A 20392-nucleotide genomic window follows, 5' to 3' on the forward strand; every position below is an offset into this window, starting at 1 on the left:
GCCGCAATAGTGCATGTGGGCTGCGTCCGGCTGTCCGCACCTACTAGGTTGGCTGTAGACGCGCTGGCACAGATGCGGCCGGCAAGCAGATAACCGATCCCGAATCACGAACGACACGAAGGCGGACCGATCTCATGGCCAATCCCTTTGTCAAAGCCTGGAAGTACCTCATGGCGCTGTTCAGCTCCAAGGTCGACGAATATGCCGACCCGAAGGTGCAGATTCAGCAGGCGATCGAGGAGGCCCAGCGCCAGCATCAGGCCCTGACTCAGCAGGCGGCGTCGGTCATCGGCAACCAGCGTCAGCTGGAGATGCGGCTGAACCGTCAGCTTGCCGACATCGAGAAGCTGCAGGCCAACGTCCGTCAGGCCCTGACCCTGGCCGACCAGGCCACGGCGGCCGGTGACGTTGCCAAGGCCACCGAATACAACAACGCCGCCGAGGCCTTCGCCGCCCAGCTGGTGACCGCCGAGCAGAGCGTCGAGGACCTCAAGGGTCTGCACGACCAGTCGCTGCAGGCCGCGACCCAGGCCAAGAAGGCCGTCGAGCAGAACGCCATGGTGCTGCAGCAGAAGATCGCCGAGCGCACCAAGCTGCTGTCGCAGCTCGAGCAGGCCAAGATGCAGGAGCAGGTCAGCGCCTCGCTGCGGTCCATGACCGAGATCGCCGCGCCGGGCAACACCCCGAGCCTCGACGAGGTGCGCGACAAGATCGAGCGCCGCTACGCCAACGCCATGGGTTCGGCCGAGCTGGCTCAGAACTCGGTGCAGGGCCGCATGATGGAGGTCCAGCAGGCCAGCGTGCAGATGGCCGGCCACTCGCGCCTCGAGCAGATCCGCGCTTCGATGCACGGCAACTCCCTGCCGTCCGGCGGCGCCGCCGCACCGGCCACGCCCGCGGCTCCGGCGGCCAACCCGGCGCCGGAAAACCCGCTGTCGCAGTAACTTTCGAGATGTGAGGGGGCAGCGGTGAAAGCCCAGTCGGCCGGCCGTCCCGGGGAGACCCGGGGCTGGCAGGCAGTCCTGCAACGCGGCATCGACACCGCTGCCGAATTGTCCGACCTGGCGGCCCAGCGCCTCGGCGCGGCCGCCGATCCGCGGGCCCGGCTGCTGCGCAAGCGCCGCTGGGCGCTGCGGCTGAGCTGGTTGTTCGCCGGCGCCAGCGCGTTCTGGATCGGGTTGACGGCGCTGCTGGCGGCCTGGAGCACCCCGTTCTGGGTGCTGATCATCACCGGCCCCATCGCCGGCGGCGCCGCGTTCCTGGCCACGCTGTGCTTCCTGCGCTACCGATGGCTGCGTGGGGAACCACTGCCACCAGTGCGGACCTCACGGCTGCTGCCACCCAGAGGCTCGGCGGCACGGCGCCCGATGGAGACGCTGGCCTCGGCCGAACGTGGGCTGTACTCCCTATTGAGCGTCATCCAGCGCGGTCAATTGCTGCCCGCCGCCGAGGTCGCCGAGGTGACCGCCGCGGCGAATGCGTCGGCTGCGGCGCTGGCCGGTACCGCCGGGGAAGTGGCCGCGATGGAGCGTGCGGCCGGCTCGGTGCCACAGTCTCGTGGTCATCTGGCGCCGACCATCAAGGCCTACACCGCGCAGCTCGACGCCGGTGTCCGGCAGTACGCCGACATCGTCACGGCCGCAGCGCAATTGGTGTCGGCGGCGAACAGCGGTGCGGGTTCGGCCCGGGCGATGTCCGAGCAGCGGTACCGCGGTGAACTGGTTGCCGCGACCGACCGGCTGAGTGCCTGGGCGCAGGCCTTCGACGAACTGGGGCGCCTGCGCCAGGCCTGACGGCCCGCTAGATGGTGGTGGAGCCGGTGCCGTCGTCGGACCGGCGACCGTACCGCTCTTCATAAGCCGCGTGAATGTGGGCGTTCTTCTGGCGCAGCGATTGGTCGAGCAGCTTCGGGTCGATGCCGTTCTTGACCAGCATGTGCCGCCGCCAGATCTTGTTCAGCGCATGGGAGAAGTAGACCACCGGGATCAGGATGGGCACCGTCGCGCTCAGGCGGATGACGAGGTCCGAGCCCCCGGCGATGCCGAGCAGCTCCGGCAGGAACCAGATCGGGATCAAGATCAGGAACGCGGGGACGAACATGCGGATGACAATCCGCAGCGTCGCGCCTTTGCCGATGAGGTCCTCGGTCACCCACGCCCGCATCGAGTCGGGCAGCCGGCCGCCGTAGCTGTACTTGATGTACTGCCAGGCGTTGGGCTTCGGGCGATTCTCATTGGCCATGGTGGCCAATTTTACCGCTCGCTACATGGTCGGCCGCAGGGCCGGGACGGCGGCACCGATGAGACCACGCACGGTGGCCTTGACCATGTCGAACATGTCGAAGTAGTCCCGCCACAGCGTGATCTTGCCGTCGCGCACCTCGAACACCCCGCAGACCCAGAATTGCAGCCGCACCGGCCCGATGACCAGTGCGTCGGTGCGCTCGGTGAGCACCGTGGTGCCCTCGCCGACGATGCGGTGGAACTTGACCTCGAAACTGACGGGGCTGTTCTTCATGGGCCGGAACAGCTTCATCGCGCGGGCCCGACCGCGGATGGTTGGCAGTCCCACGTTCTCGTAGACGAGGTTGTCGTCGAGCAGGCGGTCGGCGGTCTCCATGTCCTCGGCCTGCAGGGCGTAGAGGAAGGTTTCGACGATCTCGGCGTTGGTCTGAGTCACTGCCGGTGTGCTCTGTGTCATACGGTCACGGTAATGCGCCTGCCCGCCGGCGCACAGGGGCCGGTATGACAAGGTGACCCGATGCGCGTCGCCGTGGTTGCCGGGCCGGACCCCGGCCATGCCTTTCCGGCTATCGCGCTGTGCCTTCGGTTCCGGGCGGCCGGCGATCATCCGGTGCTGCTGACCGGTCGGCAATGGCTCGACACCGCGGCGGAGGCAGGTGTCGACGCGCGGGAGCTGCTGGGGCTGGACCCCGAGGATGGCGACGACGACCTCGACTCGGGCGCCAAGATTCACGAGCGGGCCGCGCGGATGGCGGTGCTCAACGCGCCGGCGCTGCGGGAGCTGGCGCCCGACCTGGTGGTATCGGACGTCATCACGGCCTGCGGCGGCATGGCCGCCGAGATGATGGGTCTGCCCTGGGTCGAGCTCACGCCGCACCCGCTGTACCTGCCGTCGAAAGGGTTGCCGCCGTTGGGCAGCGGGCTGGCTCCGGGCGTCGGGGTGCGGGGCCGGCTGCGGGACACGATGCTGCGATTCTTCACGGCGCGTTCGGTACGTCAAGGGGACCGGCAGCGGTCGGCGGCGCGCATCGGAATCGGCTTGCCCGCAACCGATCCCGGGCCCGCGCGGCGGTTGATCGCGACCTTGCCCGAGCTGGAGGTGCCACGCCCGGACTGGCCGGCCGAGGCCGTCGTCGTCGGGCCGCTGCACTTCGAGCCGACCACCGCGGTGCTCGACATTCCCGCCGGTTCGGGTCCGGTCGTCGTGGTGGCGCCGTCGACGGCCACGACCGGGATGCAGGGCCTTGATGATCTGGCCCTGGAGGCGCTGATCCCGGGACAGACACTGCCCGACGGCGCGCGTGTCGTCGTATCCCGGCTGCGGGGCCCCGAGGCGCCGGTGCCGCCGTGGGCCGCGGTCGGACTCGGCCGCCAGGACGAGCTGCTGAAGCGGGCCGACGTGATGGTCTGCGGAGGCGGCCACGGCATCGTGTCCAAGACGCTGCTGGCCGGGGTGCCTCTGGTGGTGGTGCCCGGTGGTGGCGACCAGTGGGAGATCGCCAATCGGGTTGTGCGGCAAGGCAGTGGTGAGCTGATCCGGCCGTTGACCGCGGACTCGTTGACGGCGACTGTCGGCCGAGTCCTGTCGGCGCCTCCCTACCGGGACGCCGCACGACGGGCCGGCAACAGTGGAGCCGGCGTCGCCGACCCGGTGGCCGTGTGCCGGGCGGCGCTGCGCGTCGATGCTGAGTAGGTTGGTGCGGTGCGACTGACCGAATTCACCCTGCTGATCGAAGACCAGTTCGGTGCGGCGCGCGGTGCTGCCTTGGTGAAGGACCACGTGCTGGCGGTTCTCGGTGGCCGTACACCGGCTCAGGCGATCGAAGCCGGCGTCGAACCCCGCGACGTCTGGCGGGCCCTGTGCGCGGACTTCGACGTCCCGCGCGATCAATGGTGAACAACGCGCTCTAGTCTCTCGCGACTACTCACCCCGCACTGTTTGTCGGACGGCGACATGGTGTTCGCCACGCCGAACTCATAGCGTCCTTCGTATGGCTGAGCGAAGCTCTGAGCCAATTCGACACCGAGGAGGATGGCCTATGAGCGCCACCATTGCCGTAGTCACCGGAGCTGGGCGCGGAATCGGCCTGGCCATCGCGAAAGCCCTCACCGCACAGGGGCACCGCGTGCTGATCACCGACGTCGACGGGGCTGCCGCGCAGCGCGCTGCCGAGACCGTCGGGCATGGCGCGTGGGGCCTCGCTCAGGACGTGCGCGACGTCACGGGTCACCAGAGCATTGCCGCGCTTGCCGCCGAGCAGGGGCGAATTGCGGTGTGGGTCAACAACGCCGGGGTGCTGCACGCGGGGAACAGCTGGGAGCAGCCCGCCGAGCACGTCATACAGACCCTTGACGTCAATGTCCGCGGCATGATGGCGGGCTGCATGGCGGCCGTCAATGCCATGGGCGCCCGCGGCGGTGTCATCCTCAATATCGCCTCGATCTCGGCGCTGACGCCGGTGCCCGGGCTGGCCGTGTATGCCGCGAGCAAGGCCGCGGTGCTGTCCTACACCACCTCGCTGCAGGGCGAACTGCGCAGCGCCGGCCTGCCGATCCGGGCCTGCGCACTGTGCCCGGACGTGGTGAACACCGAGATGGTCACTGCCACGACTCACGATCCCGGCGCGGCGCTGCTGTTCTCGGGCCCCAAGCCGTTGAACGCCGACGACGTCGCCCGGGCCGCGATCGAGCTGATGGACTCCCACCAGATTTTCCGCGTCGTACCGCGCTGGCGGGGCGTGATAGCCCGGGGTACCGACATGGCGCCGGCCGTCGGCCTGCGCGCGCTTTCCCTGATGAGGACGTTGGGCCTGCGGCGCCAGCGTTCGCTGTGACCTCCCGGGGTAACCCTGGCCGTGAAGGCGCATCGACGATGTGAAGGCCGGCCTCGCGTACCCGGGTCTGCGTTCGACGTCTGGGTCCTGATCGGCGTGTCTGCTTGAAATCGAACATCTGTTCGTCCTACTGTGGTGCCAGTTCGAACGGCTGGAAACGCGACCGACGCGTTTTTGTCGGACCCCGCCGCTAGCGTCACGGCCAACCGATCGGAAACCCGATCAACGGACACCCACAAGGACGGAGACCACCCATGGCAGCACAGGCCCCAGATCGCGAGAAGGCACTCGAGCTCGCGCTGGCACAGATCGACAAGAGTTTCGGCAAGGGCTCGGTCATGCGGCTGGGAGAAGAGACCCGCCAACCGATTTCGGTCATCCCGACCGGGTCCATCGCGCTGGATGTCGCGCTCGGTATCGGCGGTCTGCCGCGCGGCCGCGTCATCGAGATCTACGGCCCGGAATCCTCGGGTAAGACCACGGTCGCCCTGCATGCGGTGGCCAACGCGCAAGCCGCCGGCGGGATCGCGGCGTTCATCGACGCCGAGCACGCGCTGGACCCCGAGTACGCCAAGAAGCTCGGTGTGGACACCGACGCACTGCTGGTCTCGCAGCCTGATACCGGTGAGCAGGCCCTGGAGATCGCCGACATGCTGGTGCGCTCCGGCGCCATCGACATCCTGGTCATCGACTCGGTTGCCGCCCTGGTGCCGCGCGCCGAGATCGAGGGCGAGATGGGTGACAGCCACGTCGGTCTGCAGGCCCGTCTGATGAGCCAGGCGCTGCGCAAGATGACCGGTGCGCTGAACAACTCCGGCACCACCGCCATCTTCATCAACCAGCTGCGCGAGAAGATCGGCGTCATGTTCGGTTCGCCCGAAACCACCACGGGTGGTAAGGCTTTGAAGTTCTACGCCTCGGTGCGTATGGACGTGCGCCGCATCGAGACGCTCAAGGACGGCACCGACGCGGTCGGTAACCGCACCCGCGTCAAGATCGTCAAGAACAAGGTGGCGCCGCCGTTCAAGCAGGCCGAGTTCGACATCCTCTACGGCCGCGGCATCTCGCGTGAGGGCTCGCTCATCGACATGGGTGTCGAGCACGGCTTCATCCGGAAGTCGGGTTCGTGGTTCACCTACGACGGCGAGCAGCTGGGACAGGGCAAGGAGAACGCCCGTAACTACCTGCTGCAGAACGCCGACGCCGCCAATGAGATCGAGAAGAAGATCAAAGAGAAGCTCGGTATCGGCGCGGTGGTGACCGATGGTGCGGTCGATGACGTCCTTCCCGCCCCGGTCGACTTCTGAGGCGGAGCCGGCAGAGCCGCCGCGGCGGGAAGAGCAGGCGCGGGACGTGTGCTTGCGTCTGCTCACCACCCGGGCGCGTAGCCGGGCTGAACTCGAAGCCCAGCTGACCAAACGAGGCTTCCCCGAGGACATCAGCGCCCGGGTGCTGGACCGGCTCACCGAGGTCGGTCTCGTCGACGACGTGGCGTTCGCCGAGCAGTGGGTGCGCGAACGTCGTACCAATGCAGGAAAAGGCAAGCGCGCCTTGGCTTCTGAACTGCGTACCAAGGGCATCGACGCCGACGTGATCGCCGAGACGCTCGACAGCGTCGACGCGGGCGAGTGGCGGGTGCGAGCCGAGGAGCTCGTCGCCGCCAAGCTGCGGCGGGAAAACCTCGACGACGAGACGAAGGTGACCCGGCGCCTGGTCGCGATGTTGGCGCGTCGCGGCTACAGCCAGGGCATGGCCTTCGACGTCGTCAACACTCAGCTCACGCAGGAGCGTCAGCGCCGCGCGGTCTAGCGGTGGTGCGGTCCCTTGCTTGGGGATTGATGGGTCTTGCCTTGCGGAGTGTTGCCGTCGGGCTGGTGATTCTGGAATGAATGTGTCTGGATGCCAAGGTCTTTCGGTGCGCCGGTGACGGTGTTGATCACGGCGGTCAGCGGGTGTTGCCCGGTGGGCTTGCTGCCATTGGTCGTCGTCGGACTGAGGGTGTTGACGGTCGGTTGTTTGTGTCCCAGCGGTGTTTTCGGCGTGATGACGGGGATGCTGGTGGCGGCGACGGCACCGGTCTTCAGTGGCGCCACCGGCACCGGAGTGCCCAGCAAGCCATGGGTGAACTGCTGTGCCCCGGTGACCATCGCCGAGGCGAAGTTGGCTATGCCCTGCACCAGATTGAGGCCGAAGTCGGTGGTGGCGACGACGAACTGTTGACCGGGTCCTGCGTTGAACGGCGGGAACGCCGACAGGGTGGTGGCGCGGAACTGCAGCTGGAAGTTCGCGAAATCTTGGGCGAACCCGATCAGATCACGTCCCGCTTCGAACTCGATGTCGGCGAAGGCGCTCAAAGCCCGAGCCACCGCGGTTTGCGGCGGTACGCCGGCGCTCAGGTCGGCAACGAACGCTCCGGGCACCTGCGTCTGGCGCTGGAACAGAGCGGCACCGGTGGTGATCCAATCGGCGAACAGCCCGACGTTGAACACCACCTGCTGATTGAGCAGGTCCAGCGGCAGGGGCAGCGGTTGGGCGGTCAGCGAGATGCTGGATGGCGCCAGGACAGGGACCCGGTGCATGGGGGCCTGAGCTGATGGTGCCGGTGCTGCGGCGAGTACCAGACACGCGGTGCACAGCGCGGCCACGGTTTGGGTCGGAGCTGGAATTGCCGTCAATGCACGAACCTCGACGCTCATGACGCCTCCCGTGATCGAGTGGACCTCTCTAGGACACACGGGATACATGCCCGCGGGGTTCACTTCGGGGGTGTACCCCGCGGGCGCGTTGGTCAACCCACGGCGTCAGATGACGAATCCGCCGTCGATGTTCCAGGTGACGCCTGTGATGAACCCGGACTCGGGATGGGCGAGGTACGCGACGGCGCTGGCGATGTCGCGCGGTTGCCCGTAGTGGCCGACCGCGATCAGCGGCCCGACCACCTTGGAGAGGTCACCGTCATCGGGATTCATGTCGGTGGCGACCGGGCCCGGCTGAATGGTGTTGATGGTGATGCCGCGCGGACCCAACTCGCGCACCAGACCTCGTGTCAGCCCGGCGACCGCTGCCTTGGTCAGCGAGTACACCGAGAACCCCGCCATCGGCGCCCGGTCGGCGTTGACACTGCCGATGGTGATGATGCGGCCACCGGCGCCCAGGTGCGGCACGGCGCGCTGAATGGCGGCGAAGACCGCCTTCACATTGATGGCCAGCATCCGGTCGAAGTCCTCCAGCGGGAACGACTCGATTGGTGCGCCCTGCGCGACGCCGGCGTTGTTGACCAGGATGTCCAGTCCGCCGAGCCGCTCGACCGCTTCGTCCACTGCGGCGGCGACGTCCAGTGCGTCGGCGCTGTCGGCCTTGATGGCGGCCACCTTCGCGCCAGTTGTCTCCAGTTCGTCGACCAGGTCCTGCGCGGCGTCGGGTGAGGACTGGTAGGTGAACGCGACCGCTGCGCCGTCTGCCGCGAGTCGGCGTACGGTCGCGGCGCCGATGCCGCGGGAACCGCCGGTGACCAGTGCGCGCCGCCCCGCGAGCGGGGCTTCCGAAGTGGTGCTCATGAGCTCTCCAAGCCGTGGAATGATTCTTTCGAACCGATCGGTTACTAAGTACGCTCAGGACAAGGCGCCGGGGTCGGGCTTTCATTCCAAACTATGGCCCACATCACATAGGAGGGTGGATGGCGATCGGCAGACCCCGCATGTTCGACCCCGAGGGTGTTCTCGACGTCGCGATGCGACTGTTCTGGGCGCACGGCTATGACGGGGTGTCCATCAGTGACCTCACGGCTGCGACCGGCATCAACCGCCGCAGCCTGTACGCCGAATACGGGTCCAAGGCCGACCTGTTCCGCGCTGCCGTGCGGCGCTACCAAGCTGGGCCCGGCGGATATGCCGAGCGTGCGCTCGCCCTGCCCACCGCATGGGAGACGGCGTACGCCATGGTGCACGGCGCTGTCGACGCGTCGTCCGGGACAGCCGGTCCGCGCGGATGCCTGCTCGTACAGGGCGCGCTGGCCGCCGGCGATGAGGCGACAGACTTGCATGCCGAGCTGGCCCAGCTTCGCGAAGACGGAATCGCCGAGCTGGCCGAACGGTTCAGCGCCGCCCAGCGGGTGGGCGAACTAGCCGGGGCGGACCCGGAATTGTTGGCGCGCTGGATCGGTGCGATCAGTCAGGGCCTGGCGGTCCAAGCCAACAGCGGTGCCGACCGTGACGAACTGCACGCGGTGGCCGACCAGGCTCTCCGGGCCTGGCCGGGGGCGCCTCAGACTGCCGGTGTGCCTGGTGTGTCGTCCTGAACACCGGTATTCACCGGCAGTGGTTCCGGGGCGCGTCGCGACTGCCGCAGCCGGCGCTCGAGTCGGGTCGCCAGCGCCGACAGCGCGAAGTTGAGGCTGATCATCAGCGCCGCGATCACCAACAGTGCGGGGATGTAATTGCTGTACGCCGAACCGATGTTGGTGCCCTGGCGGACCATCTCGACGAAGGTGATCTGGTAGCCGATGGCGGTGTCCTTGAGTACCACCACCATCTGGGACACCAGCACGGGCAGCATCGACGTCACGGCCTGGGGGAGCAGGATCAGCCGCAGCGTCTGACCGGGCCGCAGGCCCAGTGCCACAGCAGCCTCACGCTGGCCGCGGGGCAGCGCGTACACGCCGGCGCGCACGATCTCCGCGATCACGGCGCCGTTGTACAGCGTCAGCCCGGTGATGACGCCGGCGAGTGCCAGCTGCCGTGACGGGAAGACGTCGTACAACGCGAACAGGAAGTACGCGAACAACATCATGATCAGCACAGGGACGGCGCGGAAGAACTCGACGAACACCGAGGACGTCCAACGCACCGCGCGCGCTTCGGACAGCCGGCCCATGCCCAGCAGCAGACCCAGCACCAGTGCGAGCACGATCGATACCGCCGCCGCCGTCAACGTGCCGACCGCACCCGGCAGCACGTACGTCGTCCACAGGTTCGCGGTCAGGAACGGGTGCCACTTCGCTTCGGTCAGTTGGCCTTTGGACTCGAACTGCCACAGCACCCAGCCGGCCATCGCGATGATCACCGCGACGATGACGGCGGCGAAAACCATGTTGCGACGCTGCGCCCGCGGTCCCGGGGCGTCGTACAGGACGGAAGCTTCGCTCATCGGTGCCCTCCGTTCTTCGCGCGAGCGCTCACGGGTCTTCTGCTCTTCGCGCGAGCGCTCATCACCGCACCACCGCGTATCGCCTACCCAACCAACCGAACAACAGCCCCAACGGCAATGTCAGGACCACGAAACCAGCGGCGAAGATCGAACCGACCGCCAGCAGTGCCGCGGTGTTCTCGATCATCTCCTTCATCAGCAGGGCCGCCTCCGCGACGCCGATGGCCGAGGCGATGGTGGTGTTCTTCACCAATGCGATCAACACGGAACCCAGCGGATTGATCACCGCGCGAAAAGCCTGCGGCAGCAAGATCATCCGCAGGTTCTGCCCGAAGCTCAGTCCCAGCGAGCGCGCGGCTTCGGCCTGGCCCAGCGGCACGGTGTTGATGCCCGAGCGCAACGTCTCGCACACGAACGACGCGGTATAGACCGTCAACCCGAGAGCCGCGAGCCGAAAGTTGCTGTCCACCACGGCTGTCGGCGAATGTGGATCGACCAGGGTGATCCGCAGGGTGTTCCCGATGCCGAAGGAGCAGAACAGGATGATCAGCGTCAGCGGGGTGTTGCGGACCACGTTGACGTATGCCGTGCCCAGCCATCGCAGCACCGGCACCGGCGAGAGCCGCATCGAGGCCAGCACGGTGCCCAGGATCAGCGCCCCGGCCGCGGCGAGCAGCGTCAACTGGATCGTCGTCCAGAAGGCCGCCAGTATCTTGCCGCCGTAGGTGCCCCACAGATCGACGCGCTTCGATCCGCCACTGCCGTTGATATCGGTGTCCAGCGGGGGAGGCGGCGGCGCGGAGAGTCCGGCGGGCCCCAGGTTGCGGTCGAACGCGGCCTGCCATTCACCGCTCTTCTGCATTTTCTCGATGGCGTCGTTGACCTTCTGGCGAAGTTCCTTGTCGCCCTTGAGCAATCCGATGCCGTACTTCTCCACCGAGAACGGCTTGCCGACCAGTTTGAACGCGCCGGGGGTCTGGGCGGCGTAGCCGGCCAGGATCACCTCGTCAGTGCTGAGCGCATCGATGGCGCCGGTCTTAACGGCCTCGAGACAGGCCGAGTAGGTGTCATACTGCTGCAGCTGCACGCCCGGGTACTTGTCCTTGATGCGTTGTGCCGGTGTGGAACCTGACACCGAGCACAGCTTCTTGTGGTTCTGCAGCGACTCGACACTGGTGATCTCGTTGTTGTCGGCACGCACCAGCAGACTCTGGCCGGTGACGAGATAGGGACCGCCGAACGACACCTTCTGCTTGCGGGCGTCGGTGATCGAGTAGGTGGCGACGATGAAGTCGACCTGGTGATTCTGAATCAGGTTCTCGCGCTGACCCGACGGAGCTTCTTTCCATTCGATGTCGTCGGGCTTGTAGCCGAGCTGTCCGGCGACGTAGGTGGCGACGTCGATGTCGAAGCCGGCGAGCGTGCCGTCGGGCTTCTTCGCGGCCAGGCCGGGTTGGTCGAACTTGGTGCCGATGGTGATCTTCTTGCTGCTGGCACCGCAGGCGCTCAGGGATAGCAGGGCCACGATCAGCACGGTGACCACTGCCAGGCGGTGAATAATTCGTGCCGCCGACCGCGGCCCGATTGCCGGTTTCACGAACCTCTGCCGGATTGCCGGTTTCACGAACCTCTGCCGGATTGCCGGTTTCACGAACCTCTGCCCGATCGATCGTTTCACGATCAGTGGTCCAGGATCTTGCCCAGGAAGTCCCGGGCCCGGTTGGACTTCGGCGCGGTGAAGAACTCGTCGGGCTCGGCGTCCTCGACGATGGTGCCGTCGGCCATGAACACCACCCGGTTCGACGCCCGGCGGGCGAAGCCCATCTCGTGCGTCACCACGATCATGGTCATGCCCTCGGTCGCCAGCGACGTCATCACCGACAGCACCTCGTTGACCATCTCGGGGTCCAGCGCGCTGGTGGGCTCGTCGAACAGCATGACCTTCGGACCCATGGCGAGGGATCGGGCGATCGCGACGCGCTGCTGCTGACCGCCCGACAGTTGCGCCGGGTACTTGTCGGCCTGGTTGGCGACCCCGACCCGCTCCAGCAGTTCAATCGCCCTTGACCGTGCTTCTTCTCTGCCCTTACCGCGCACCTTCATCGGCGCGAGGGTGACGTTCTCGAGAATTGTCTTGTGCGCGAACAGGTTGAACGACTGGAACACCATGCCCACCTCGGACCGCAGCGTGGCGAGCTTGCGGCCCTCTTCGGGCAGCAGCTCACCGTCGATGTGGATCGACCCGGAGTCGATGGTCTCCAGCCGATTGATGGTGCGGCACAGCGTCGACTTGCCCGAACCTGACGGTCCCAGCAGCACGACCACCTGACCGCGGGGGACTTCGAGATTGATGTCTTTCAGTACATGCAGTGCACCGAAGTGCTTGTTGACCCCCTTGACCGAGATCATCGGGGTGGCAGGTGACGGCTCGCCGGTGACCATGCGCACAGACACTACCCAGGTAAGCCAGGGTGCGTGGATCTCTCACAGAAACCCGGAATGCCTTCGGCAAATTTGGTATGAAACGCGCCGCCCGTACGATTGGCACGTGATTTCGACAGCGACTCCGGACGTGGAAGCTGACGTCACGGAGTCTGCTACGGGTTCCGGGACGGGGCGCACCTATCAGGTCCGCACCTACGGGTGCCAGATGAACGTCCACGACTCCGAACGGCTGGCCGGCCTCCTGGAAGACGCCGGATACCAGCGGGCCGACGAGGGCGCCGACGCCGACGTGGTGGTGTTCAACACCTGCGCGGTCCGGGAGAACGCCGACAACAAGCTCTACGGCAACATCAGCCACCTGGCGCCGCGCAAGGAAGCCGATCCGAACATGCAGATCGCGGTCGGCGGCTGCCTCGCGCAGAAGGACCGCGACACGGTGCTGAGCAAGGCGCCGTGGGTCGACGTCGTGTTCGGTACGCACAACATCGGCTCGCTGCCGGTACTGCTGGAGCGGGCCCGGCACAACCGCGAAGCGCAGGTCGAGATCGTCGAGGCACTACAGGAGTTCCCGTCGGCGCTGCCGGCGACGCGCGAATCCTCCTATGCCGCTTGGGTTTCGATCTCGGTAGGCTGCAACAACACCTGCACGTTCTGCATCGTGCCGTCGCTGCGCGGCAAGGAGGTCGACCGGCGACCCGGCGACATCCTGGCCGAAGTCAAGTCGCTCGTGGACCAGGGCGTCCTCGAGATCACGCTGCTGGGCCAGAACGTCAACGCCTACGGCGTCTCCTTCGCGGCGGACGAGCGCTTGCGCGAGGACCCGGCGGCCTGGGCTGAGCTGCTGCGTGAGGGCCCCGACGGCCCCGACATCGAGCGCGACCGCGGCGCGTTCGCCAAACTGCTGCGCGCTTGCGGCGAGATCGAGGGTCTGGAGCGGGTCCGCTTCACCTCGCCGCACCCCGCCGAGTTCACCGACGACGTCATCGAGGCCATGGCGGCCACCCCGAACGTCTGCCCGACGCTGCACATGCCGCTGCAGTCGGGATCCGATCGCATCCTCAAGGCGATGCGCCGCTCGTACCGCGCCGAGAAGTACCTCGGCATCATCGAGCGGGTACGCGCGGCGATCCCGCACGCGGCCATCACCACCGACATCATCGTCGGGTTCCCGGGGGAGACCGAAGAGGACTTCCAGGCCACCCTCGACGTCGTCGAACGCGCCCGCTTCTCGAGTGCCTTCACCTTCCAGTACTCCAAGCGGCCCGGCACCCCGGCCGCCGAGCTGCCCGACCAGCTCCCCAAAGAGGTGGTCTCCGAGCGCTATATGCGGCTCATCGAGCTGCAGGAGCGCATCTCCTGGGAGGAGAACCTGGCCCAGGTCGGCCGTGAGGTCGAGCTGCTGGTGGCCACTGGCGAGGGCCGCAAAGATTCGGCCACCGAGAGAATGTCGGGCCGCGCCCGCGACGGCCGGCTGGTGCACTTCACCCCGGGCTTCGGCGACAACCGGGCTGCCGACATCCGGCCGGGCGACATCGTCACCACGACCGTCACGGGCGCCGCCCCGCACCACTTGATCGCCGACGCCCCCATCACGTCGCACCGTCGCACCCGCGCTGGTGACGCACATGCCGCGGGCCGCAAACCCACCACCGGCGTCGGGCTGGGCATGCCGCAGATCGGCGCGCCTCCCGTCACGCCCGTAGAGCAGGGATGTTCACGATGAACGACACCAAGCCCGGACAGCCGAACGGCGACTTCGAGCAGTTCAAGGGCGACATCGACGCCGCCGAGCAGCGCATCGCCCGTGAAATCGATCCCGGCGGCCGCGCCATGGTCGTTGCGATCTGCGTCTTCCTGATCCTGCTGTCGTTCGTGCTGCCGCACACCGGCAGCGTCAAGGGGTTCGACGTGTTGCTCGGCGATCAGATCGCCCTCGACGCGAAGATTCTGCTGCCATCGCGGGTGTTCGTCTGGCTGATCCTGGTGTTCAGTGTCGGTTTCTCGATGCTGGCGCTGCTGACCCGCCTGTGGAGCCTGGCCTGGATCGCGCTGGCCGGCTCAGCCGTGGCCTGCTTCCTCGGCATGCTCGCGATCTGGTCGCGCAACACCGTCGTGCACCCGTATCCGGGGCCGAGCTTCGGGCTGTACCTGGCGTGGCTGGCCGTCATCGTGCTGACGTTCCACTGGGCCCGCGTGGTGTGGTCGCGCACCGCAGTGCAGCTGGCCGCCGAGGCACAGCGCCGCGAGTCGATCGCCGAGCAGCAGAAGCGTGGGCTGCTCGACGGCCCCGACGAGCCCGGCGCGCCTACTTCTTGATCGCGGCGTCCGCCGCTACTTCTTGATTGCCGCCGATGCGGCGTCCGCCCACTCACGCCACTGCGCCGCACTGGCCCGGGCCTTTTCGGCGTCCTTGGCCTTGCCCGCAGCCTCGGCTTTCTCCGCCTGACGCTCGAACTGCTCGGCCCGCTCACGGAACTGGTCGGCCCGGGCCTGCGCCTCCGGGTCGGTCCAGCCGCTCTGCGCGGCGTCGCGGATCTTCTTCTCGACGGCCCGCAGCCGGCGTTCGAGCTCGGCGGTGCGGTCGCGCGAGGCCTTGCCGATGGCGTCCCACTTGTCGCCGATGGCCCGGAACGCGGCCCGTGCCGCGTCGACGTCGCTGATGTCGATCTTCTCCGCCTCGACCAGCAGCTCCGCCTTCGCGTCGGCATTGGCGTTGAACTCGGCGTCCTTCTCGGCGTTGACCGCGTTGCGGGCGCTGAAGAACGTGTCCTGGGCGGCCTTGAACCGCTTCCACAGCGCGTCGTCGACGTCCTTGGCGGCGCGACCCGCAGCCTTCCACTCCGCCAGTAGATCGCGGAACGTCGAGGCGGTGGCGCCCCAGTCGGTCGAGCCCGACAGCGCCTCGGCGCGTTCACACAGCGCCTCCTTGGCCTGCCGCACGCCGACCCGCTCGCGATCCAGCTCGGCGAAGTGCGAGCCGCGACGCCGGTTGAACGCCTCACGGGCCGCCGAGTAGCGCTTCCACAACGCGTCGTCGACCTTGCGGTCCAGGCCGGTGATGGTGCGCCACTCGTCGAGAATCGCCCGCAAGCGGTCGCCGCTGGCCTTCCACTGCGTGGAGTTGGCGCCGATCTCCTCGGCCTCGGCGGCCAGGGCCTCCTTGCGGGCGGTCTGTGCGGCCCGCTGCTCGTCGCGCTTGGCCCGCTCCTCCTGCGCGCTGGCGCCGGCCTGCTCGACGATGGTCGTCAGCCGGGCGGTCAAGGCGTCGACGTCGCCGAGCACCGATGCGTCCGGCAGCGATTCCAGCAGCGTCGCAGCGGCGGACTTGATCTTGCGGGCGTCGCCGCTACCGCTGCCGAGCCGGTGCTCCAGCAGCGCGACCTCGGTGCTCAGATCGTCGTACCGCCGGCCGAAGTGGGCATACGCGGCCTCGGCGTCCCCGGCCTGCCACGATGCGATCTTGCGTTCGCCGGCGGCGGTGATCAGCCACACCGTGCCGTCGGCGTCGACACGGCCGAACCGGTGCGGATCGCAGGAAACCGGCACGGGTACAGGCGCCGGGGGATGGTGCGGGGTGGGGCTGGGACGGGGGCCGGGGCGCGGCGGACCGGGCCGAGGAGTCGGTTTCGGGGTGTTGCCGGGTCCGGTGGTGGTCATCTCGTGCTCCTCATGCCCGCGCGTGGGGTGACCCACGCTTCTGCCGCGCGACGCGGCGCCGTCATCTGGTACTCGCACGCTATTCAAACAGGTCGACGCGCCGTGTGCGCAGGCGTTTGCCGGACTCGTTAGCGTAGACGCGTGCTCAGCGCCATCTCCATCGTCCCGTCGGCCCCTGTTCTGGTGCCCGAACTGGCCTCCGGCGCCGCCGCGGAGCTGGCCGATCTGACGGCCGCAGTGCAGTCTGCGGCGCAGGTCCTGCCCTCGCGCTGGGTGGCGGTAGGTGTGGGTCCGCAGGACGCTCACGTGCCTTCTGAGGCGGTCGGCACCTTCGCGGGGTACGGCGCCGACGTCCGCGTGATGTTCGCGCCCGACAGGAGTGCAGGTCCGGGCCCCGTCCGGGAAATGCCGTTGTGCGCGTTGATCGCCGGTTGGCTGCGAGGCACGGCCAACCCCGAAGCCGCGGTCGAGGTGCGGGTCTATGCCGACGATCTGGCCCCGGAGGTGGCGGTGGAACGCGGCCGCACGCTGCGTGAGGAGTTGGACGCCGCGCCCGATCCGGTGGGCGTGCTGGTGGTCGCCGACGGGGCGAACACCCTGACCACCGCGGCGCCCGGCGGCTTCGACCCCGATTCGGTGGCGCGCCAAGCACAGTGGGACGACGCCCTGGCCACCGGCGACGTCGCCACTCTCGCCGGGCTGTCCGGGGTCCTGGGCCGGGTCGGTTATCAGGTACTGGCGGGGCTGGCCGGGCCGGATCCGAAGGCGACCGAGCTGTACCGCGGCGCGCCGTACGGTGTCGGCTACTTCGTCGGTACCTGGATCCCGCAGTGAGGCCCATCGCGGTCGTCGGCCCCACCGGGACCGGAAAGTCGGCGCTGGCGCTGGACCTCGCCGAGCAGTTGGGCGGCGAGATCGTGAACGCCGACGCCATGCAGCTCTACCGCGGCATGGACATCGGCACCGCCAAGCTGACGGTGCCCGAGCGGCGCGGCATCGTGCACCACCAGCTCGACGTCCTCGAGGTCACCGACATCGCGACCGTCGCGAACTATCAGGCCGCCGCGGCGGCCGACATCGAGGCCATCGCCGCGCGCGGAGCCGTGCCGGTGATCGTCGGCGGCTCGATGATGTACATCCAGTCGCTGCTCGACGAGTGGTCGTTCCCGGCGACCGACGCTCAGGTGCGGGCCCGCTGGGAGGACCGGCTGGCCGAGGTCGGCGTGACGGCCCTGCACGGCGAGCTGGCGCGGGTCGATCCGGAGGCCGCCGCGTCGATCCTCAACACCGACGGTCGGCGCATCGTCCGGGCGTTGGAAGTCGTCGAACTCACCGGCCAGCCGTTCGCGGCATCGGCGCCACAGATCGGCGCCCCCCGCTGGGACACGCTCATCGTCGGATTGGATTGGGACACAGAGATTCTCGACGATCGGCTACAGCGTCGCACCGATCTGATGTTCGCCACCGGGCTGGTCGACGAGGTGCGGACGCTGCAGGCGCGCGGTCTGCGGGACGGGGTGACGGCGGCCCGGGCCCTCGGTTATGCGCAGGTGCTCACCGCGCTGGAGGCCGGTGGTGACGAGGCCGCGATGGCCGAGGCGAAGGAGCGGACTTTCATCGGGACGCGCCGCTACGTCCGGCGGCAGCGCTCCTGGTTCCGGCGCGATCACCGGATCACCTGGCTGGCGGGCGACGCGGAGGGCAACGCTGGTGACGTGGCTCGTCGGTGGCGCCACGTATCCTGAAGACGTGCGGTTTTCGAAAGGGCACGGCACCCAGAACGACTTCGTGGTGCTGCCAGATGTCGACGCCGAACTGAATCTGACCCCCTCGGTCATCGCTGCGCTGTGCGACCGGCGCCGCGGGCTGGGGGCCGACGGTGTCCTGCGGGTGACCAAGGCCGGAGCCGCCCAGAACGCCGGCGTCTTCGACCGACTTCCCGACGGGGTCGCCGCCGACGACTGGTACATGGACTACCGCAATGCCGACGGCTCCGTCGCGCAGATGTGTGGCAACGGCGTCCGCGTCTTCGCGCACTACCTGCGTGCGTCCGGGTTGGAGTCCCGAGACGAGTTCGTGGTCGGCTCGCTCGCCGGGCCGCGGCCGGTGGTGCTGCACGGCGCCGATGCGGTCAACGCCGAGGTCACCGTCGAGATGGGCAAGGCGCGGTCGTTCGGACCGGGTAAGGCCGTCATCGCCGGCCGCACCTTCGAGGGGTTGGCGGTTGACGTCGGCAACCCGCACCTGGCCTGCGTCGACGCGACGCTGAACATGGCCGGATTGACCGCGCTGGATGTCGCGGCGCCGGTGTCTTTCGACGCCGACCAGTTCCCCGAGGGCGTCAACGTCGAGGTGCTCACCGCGCCCGCCAACGGCGTCGTGGCGATGCGGGTGCACGAGCGCGGGGTGGGTGAAACCCGCTCCTGCGGAACCGGAACCGTCGCTGCCACGTTGGCAGCACTGAACCACACCGGCGCGGACACCGGCAGCCTGCGGGTGGTGATTCCAGGTGGCGAGGTCAATGTGACCATCACTGAGAACACCAGCTTCCTGCGCGGGCCGTCGGTGCTGTTGGCGCACGGTGAACTGGCCGCCGAGTGGTGGCATGAGAACGAAGGAAATTCAGATGCGGCCCGCTGACTTTGCGGGCACCATCGATAACTACCTATGAGCTATCCCGAAACACCCAGCGTCGGTGAACTCGCGCTCGAAGATCGTGCGGCACTGCGCCGCGTTGCCGGTCTGTCGACCGAACTCGCCGACATCTCCGAAGTCGAATACCGCCAACTGCGCCTCGAACGCGTGGTGCTGGTCGGCGTGTGGACCGACGGCACCTCGGCCGACGCCGACAACAGCCTGGCCGAGTTGGCCGCCCTGGCCGAGACCGCGGGCTCGGAGGTGCTCGAAGGCCTGATCCAGCGCCGCGACAAGCCCGACGCCTCGACCTACATCGGCTCCGGCAAGGCCCAGGAGCTCCGCGAGATCGTGCTCGCGACCGGCGCCGACACCGTGATCTGCGACGGTGAACTGAGCCCCGCGCAGCTGAACTCGCTGGAAAAAGTGGTGAAGGTCAAGGTCATCGACCGCACCGCGCTGATTCTCGACATCTTCGCCCAGCACGCCACCAGTCGTGAGGGCAAGGCCCAGGTGTCGCTGGCCCAGATGGAGTACATGCTGCCGCGGCTGCGTGGCTGGGGTGAGTCGATGTCCCGGCAGGCCGGTGGTCGCGCCGGTGGCGCCGGCGGCGGCGTGGGTACCCGTGGCCCCGGTGAAACCAAGATCGAGACCGACCGGCGACGGATCCGCGAGCGTATGGCGAAGTTGCGCCGCGAGATCAAGGACATGAAGAAGATTCGCGATACCCAGCGGCACAGCCGCCGGGCCAGCGACACCCCGTCGGTGGCCATCGTCGGCTACACCAATGCCGGCAAGTCCAGCCTGCTCAACGCCCTCACCGGCGCCGGGGTACTGGTGCAGAACGCCCTGTTCGCCACCCTCGAGCCCACCACCCGCCGGGGCCAATTGGACGACGGCCGGCCGTTCACCCTGACCGACACCGTCGGGTTCGTGCGACACCTGCCGACCCAGTTGGTCGAGGCGTTCCGGTCGACGCTGGAAGAGGTCGTCGACGCCGACCTGCTGGTGCATGTGGTCGACGGCTCAGATGCCGACCCGCTGGCGCAGATCAACGCGGTGCGCAAGGTCGTCGGCGAGGTCGTGGCCGAGTACGACGTCGCCGCACCACGAGAGTTGTTGGTGGTCAACAAGATCGATGCCGCCGGTGATCTGGCGCTGGCGCACCTACGGCGCGCGCTGCCCGACGCGGTGTTCGTCTCGGCCCATACCGGTGAGGGGCTGGACCGGTTGCGGATGCGTATGTGTGAACTGATCGAGCCGACCGACGCCGCCGTCGACGTGACCATTCCCTACGACAGGGGCGACCTTGTGGCCCGCGTGCACGCCGAGGGTCGCGTCGAGGTGGCCGAACACACCGCCGACGGCACCCGGATCAAGGGCTGGGTACCGATGGCGCTGGCCGCCAGTCTCGGCGAGTTCGTCACCGCCTGA

The 20392-nt window shown here is 68.1% G+C and carries 22 protein-coding genes and 1 pseudogene; 14 read left to right on the forward strand and 9 right to left on the reverse strand.

Features of this window, described 5'->3' with window-relative positions; genetic code table 11:
• Window positions 1-134: 134 nt before the first annotated feature.
• Window positions 135-944, forward strand: a complete 810-nt coding sequence (gene pspA, locus AC3WTE_RS02205; RefSeq protein WP_492435273.1) for a phage shock protein PspA — start codon at window positions 135-137, stop codon at window positions 942-944.
• Between the two features lie 24 nt (window positions 945-968).
• Entirely contained in the window at window positions 969-1793 is an 825-nt protein-coding gene (gene pspM / locus AC3WTE_RS02210) for a phage shock envelope stress response protein PspM (RefSeq protein WP_492435275.1), read from the forward strand.
• A 7-nt stretch (window positions 1794-1800) separates the two neighbouring features.
• Here pspM and AC3WTE_RS02215 read toward each other — a convergent pair whose 3' ends face one another.
• Both AC3WTE_RS02215 and AC3WTE_RS02220 read right to left on the reverse strand, forming a co-directional pair.
• Complete coding sequence (locus AC3WTE_RS02215) at window positions 1801-2241, reverse strand: DUF5313 domain-containing protein (RefSeq protein WP_492435277.1); 441 nt, start codon at window positions 2239-2241, stop codon at window positions 1801-1803.
• Between the two features lie 21 nt (window positions 2242-2262).
• Window positions 2263-2700 carry a limonene-1,2-epoxide hydrolase family protein gene (locus AC3WTE_RS02220; RefSeq protein ID WP_492435279.1) on the reverse strand — a complete coding sequence of 146 codons (438 nt, stop codon included), beginning with the start codon at window positions 2698-2700 and terminating at the stop codon, window positions 2263-2265.
• Window positions 2701-2760: 60 nt separating this feature from the next.
• Here AC3WTE_RS02220 and AC3WTE_RS02225 point away from each other — a divergent pair, with 60 nt between their 5' ends.
• The 5 genes from AC3WTE_RS02225 (at window position 2761) to recX (ending at window position 6886) form a co-directional block, all read left to right on the forward strand.
• Window positions 2761-3936 carry a glycosyltransferase gene (locus tag AC3WTE_RS02225; protein WP_492435281.1) on the forward strand — a complete coding sequence of 392 codons (1176 nt, stop codon included), beginning with the start codon at window positions 2761-2763 and terminating at the stop codon, window positions 3934-3936.
• 9 nt (window positions 3937-3945) lie between these two features.
• Complete coding sequence (locus AC3WTE_RS02230) at window positions 3946-4140, forward strand: DUF3046 domain-containing protein (protein WP_459369739.1); 195 nt, start codon at window positions 3946-3948, stop codon at window positions 4138-4140.
• 142 nt (window positions 4141-4282) lie between these two features.
• The gene (locus tag AC3WTE_RS02235; protein ID WP_492435284.1) at window positions 4283-5077 is read left to right on the forward strand and encodes an SDR family NAD(P)-dependent oxidoreductase; all 795 of its coding nucleotides are present in this window, start codon (window positions 4283-4285) and stop codon (window positions 5075-5077) included.
• 254 nt (window positions 5078-5331) lie between these two features.
• Window positions 5332-6384 carry a recombinase RecA gene (gene recA / locus AC3WTE_RS02240; RefSeq protein ID WP_492435286.1) on the forward strand — a complete coding sequence of 351 codons (1053 nt, stop codon included), beginning with the start codon at window positions 5332-5334 and terminating at the stop codon, window positions 6382-6384.
• Window positions 6353-6886 carry a recombination regulator RecX gene (recX, locus tag AC3WTE_RS02245; RefSeq protein ID WP_492435288.1) on the forward strand — a complete coding sequence of 178 codons (534 nt, stop codon included), beginning with the start codon at window positions 6353-6355 and terminating at the stop codon, window positions 6884-6886. Before recA ends, recX begins: the two co-directional genes overlap by 32 nt.
• Here recX and AC3WTE_RS02250 read toward each other — a convergent pair.
• Both AC3WTE_RS02250 and AC3WTE_RS02255 read right to left on the reverse strand, forming a co-directional pair.
• Window positions 6883-7773, reverse strand: coding sequence for a hypothetical protein (locus tag AC3WTE_RS02250; RefSeq protein WP_492435289.1), 891 nt, complete (start codon window positions 7771-7773; stop codon window positions 6883-6885). The two genes, recX and AC3WTE_RS02250, sit on opposite strands and share 4 nt — an antisense overlap.
• Window positions 7774-7878: 105 nt before the next feature.
• Window positions 7879-8634 carry a 3-oxoacyl-ACP reductase family protein gene (locus AC3WTE_RS02255; protein ID WP_492435290.1) on the reverse strand — a complete coding sequence of 252 codons (756 nt, stop codon included), beginning with the start codon at window positions 8632-8634 and terminating at the stop codon, window positions 7879-7881.
• 119 nt (window positions 8635-8753) lie between these two features.
• Between AC3WTE_RS02255 and AC3WTE_RS02260 the strand changes: the two genes are divergently transcribed.
• Entirely contained in the window at window positions 8754-9374 is a 621-nt protein-coding gene (locus AC3WTE_RS02260) for a TetR/AcrR family transcriptional regulator (protein WP_492435291.1), read from the forward strand.
• Here the strand turns inward: AC3WTE_RS02260 and AC3WTE_RS02265 are convergent.
• From AC3WTE_RS02265 to AC3WTE_RS02280, 4 genes and pseudogenes are all read right to left on the reverse strand, one after another.
• Complete coding sequence (locus AC3WTE_RS02265; RefSeq protein WP_492435292.1) at window positions 9341-10222, reverse strand: amino acid ABC transporter permease; 882 nt, start codon at window positions 10220-10222, stop codon at window positions 9341-9343. The genes AC3WTE_RS02260 and AC3WTE_RS02265 overlap by 34 nt on opposite strands.
• A 61-nt stretch (window positions 10223-10283) precedes the next feature.
• Window positions 10284-10958: an amino acid ABC transporter permease gene (locus tag AC3WTE_RS02270; protein ID WP_492435486.1), complete on the reverse strand. Its 675-nt coding sequence runs from the start codon at window positions 10956-10958 to the stop codon at window positions 10284-10286.
• Window positions 10959-10997: 39 nt separating this feature from the next.
• Window positions 10998-11756, reverse strand: a pseudogene (locus AC3WTE_RS02275) (glutamate ABC transporter substrate-binding protein); the annotation flags it as partial.
• 146 nt (window positions 11757-11902) lie between these two features.
• Window positions 11903-12631: an amino acid ABC transporter ATP-binding protein gene (locus AC3WTE_RS02280; RefSeq protein WP_492435488.1), complete on the reverse strand. Its 729-nt coding sequence runs from the start codon at window positions 12629-12631 to the stop codon at window positions 11903-11905.
• A gap of 163 nt (window positions 12632-12794) precedes the next feature.
• Between AC3WTE_RS02280 and AC3WTE_RS02285 the strand changes: the two genes are divergently transcribed.
• Both AC3WTE_RS02285 and AC3WTE_RS02290 read left to right on the forward strand, forming a co-directional pair.
• Window positions 12795-14390 carry a MiaB/RimO family radical SAM methylthiotransferase gene (locus tag AC3WTE_RS02285; RefSeq protein ID WP_492435490.1) on the forward strand — a complete coding sequence of 532 codons (1596 nt, stop codon included), beginning with the start codon at window positions 12795-12797 and terminating at the stop codon, window positions 14388-14390.
• Window positions 14378-14983 (forward strand): Rv2732c family membrane protein, encoded by a 606-nt coding sequence (locus AC3WTE_RS02290; RefSeq protein ID WP_492435294.1) that lies wholly within the window; start codon window positions 14378-14380, stop codon window positions 14981-14983. The genes AC3WTE_RS02285 and AC3WTE_RS02290 overlap by 13 nt, the downstream gene beginning before the upstream one ends.
• Before the next feature lie 15 nt (window positions 14984-14998).
• On the opposite strand, the gene AC3WTE_RS02295 is transcribed toward AC3WTE_RS02290, so the two are convergent.
• Window positions 14999-16324, reverse strand: coding sequence for a DUF349 domain-containing protein (locus AC3WTE_RS02295; protein ID WP_492435296.1), 1326 nt, complete (start codon window positions 16322-16324; stop codon window positions 14999-15001).
• Between the two features lie 141 nt (window positions 16325-16465).
• Between AC3WTE_RS02295 and AC3WTE_RS02300 the strand changes: the two genes are divergently transcribed.
• Genes AC3WTE_RS02300 through hflX form a run of 4 tightly spaced genes read left to right on the forward strand, consistent with a single transcriptional unit; the run spans window position 16466 to window position 20392 of the window.
• Window positions 16466-17158, forward strand: coding sequence for a class III extradiol ring-cleavage dioxygenase family protein (locus AC3WTE_RS02300; RefSeq protein WP_492435298.1), 693 nt, complete (start codon window positions 16466-16468; stop codon window positions 17156-17158).
• On the forward strand, window positions 17155-18069 hold the full coding sequence (miaA, locus tag AC3WTE_RS02305) for a tRNA (adenosine(37)-N6)-dimethylallyltransferase MiaA (RefSeq protein ID WP_492435300.1): 915 nt from the start codon (window positions 17155-17157) through the stop codon (window positions 18067-18069). Before AC3WTE_RS02300 ends, miaA begins: the two co-directional genes overlap by 4 nt.
• A gap of 4 nt (window positions 18070-18073) precedes the next feature.
• Window positions 18074-18964: a diaminopimelate epimerase gene (gene dapF / locus AC3WTE_RS02310; RefSeq protein WP_492435302.1), complete on the forward strand. Its 891-nt coding sequence runs from the start codon at window positions 18074-18076 to the stop codon at window positions 18962-18964.
• Window positions 18965-18991: 27 nt separating this feature from the next.
• Window positions 18992-20392, forward strand: a complete 1401-nt coding sequence (hflX, locus tag AC3WTE_RS02315; RefSeq protein WP_492435303.1) for a GTPase HflX — start codon at window positions 18992-18994, stop codon at window positions 20390-20392.

The organism is Mycobacterium sp. FW102-FHT13B02, from assembly GCF_058790275.1.

Bases quoted from the DNA above. Each gene is read 5' to 3' on its own strand.
- pspA (WP_492435273.1), top strand. From the start codon at position 135: ATGGCCAATCCCTTTGTCAAAGCCTGGAAGTACCTCATGGCGCTGTTC.
- AC3WTE_RS02215 (WP_492435277.1), bottom strand. From the start codon at position 2,241: ATGGCCAATGAGAATCGCCCGAAGCCCAACGCCTGGCAGTACATCAAG.
- AC3WTE_RS02220 (WP_492435279.1), bottom strand. From the start codon at position 2,700: ATGACACAGAGCACACCGGCAGTGACTCAGACCAACGCCGAGATCGTC.
- AC3WTE_RS02225 (WP_492435281.1), top strand. From the start codon at position 2,761: ATGCGCGTCGCCGTGGTTGCCGGGCCGGACCCCGGCCATGCCTTTCCG.
- AC3WTE_RS02235 (WP_492435284.1), top strand. From the start codon at position 4,283: ATGAGCGCCACCATTGCCGTAGTCACCGGAGCTGGGCGCGGAATCGGC.
- recA (WP_492435286.1), top strand. From the start codon at position 5,332: ATGGCAGCACAGGCCCCAGATCGCGAGAAGGCACTCGAGCTCGCGCTG.
- recX (WP_492435288.1), top strand. From the start codon at position 6,353: ATGACGTCCTTCCCGCCCCGGTCGACTTCTGAGGCGGAGCCGGCAGAG.
- AC3WTE_RS02250 (WP_492435289.1), bottom strand. From the start codon at position 7,773: ATGAGCGTCGAGGTTCGTGCATTGACGGCAATTCCAGCTCCGACCCAA.
- AC3WTE_RS02255 (WP_492435290.1), bottom strand. From the start codon at position 8,634: ATGAGCACCACTTCGGAAGCCCCGCTCGCGGGGCGGCGCGCACTGGTC.
- AC3WTE_RS02260 (WP_492435291.1), top strand. From the start codon at position 8,754: ATGGCGATCGGCAGACCCCGCATGTTCGACCCCGAGGGTGTTCTCGAC.
- AC3WTE_RS02265 (WP_492435292.1), bottom strand. From the start codon at position 10,222: ATGAGCGAAGCTTCCGTCCTGTACGACGCCCCGGGACCGCGGGCGCAG.
- AC3WTE_RS02280 (WP_492435488.1), bottom strand. From the start codon at position 12,631: ATGATCTCGGTCAAGGGGGTCAACAAGCACTTCGGTGCACTGCATGTA.
- AC3WTE_RS02290 (WP_492435294.1), top strand. From the start codon at position 14,378: ATGTTCACGATGAACGACACCAAGCCCGGACAGCCGAACGGCGACTTC.
- AC3WTE_RS02295 (WP_492435296.1), bottom strand. From the start codon at position 16,324: ATGACCACCACCGGACCCGGCAACACCCCGAAACCGACTCCTCGGCCC.
- hflX (WP_492435303.1), top strand. From the start codon at position 18,992: ATGAGCTATCCCGAAACACCCAGCGTCGGTGAACTCGCGCTCGAAGAT.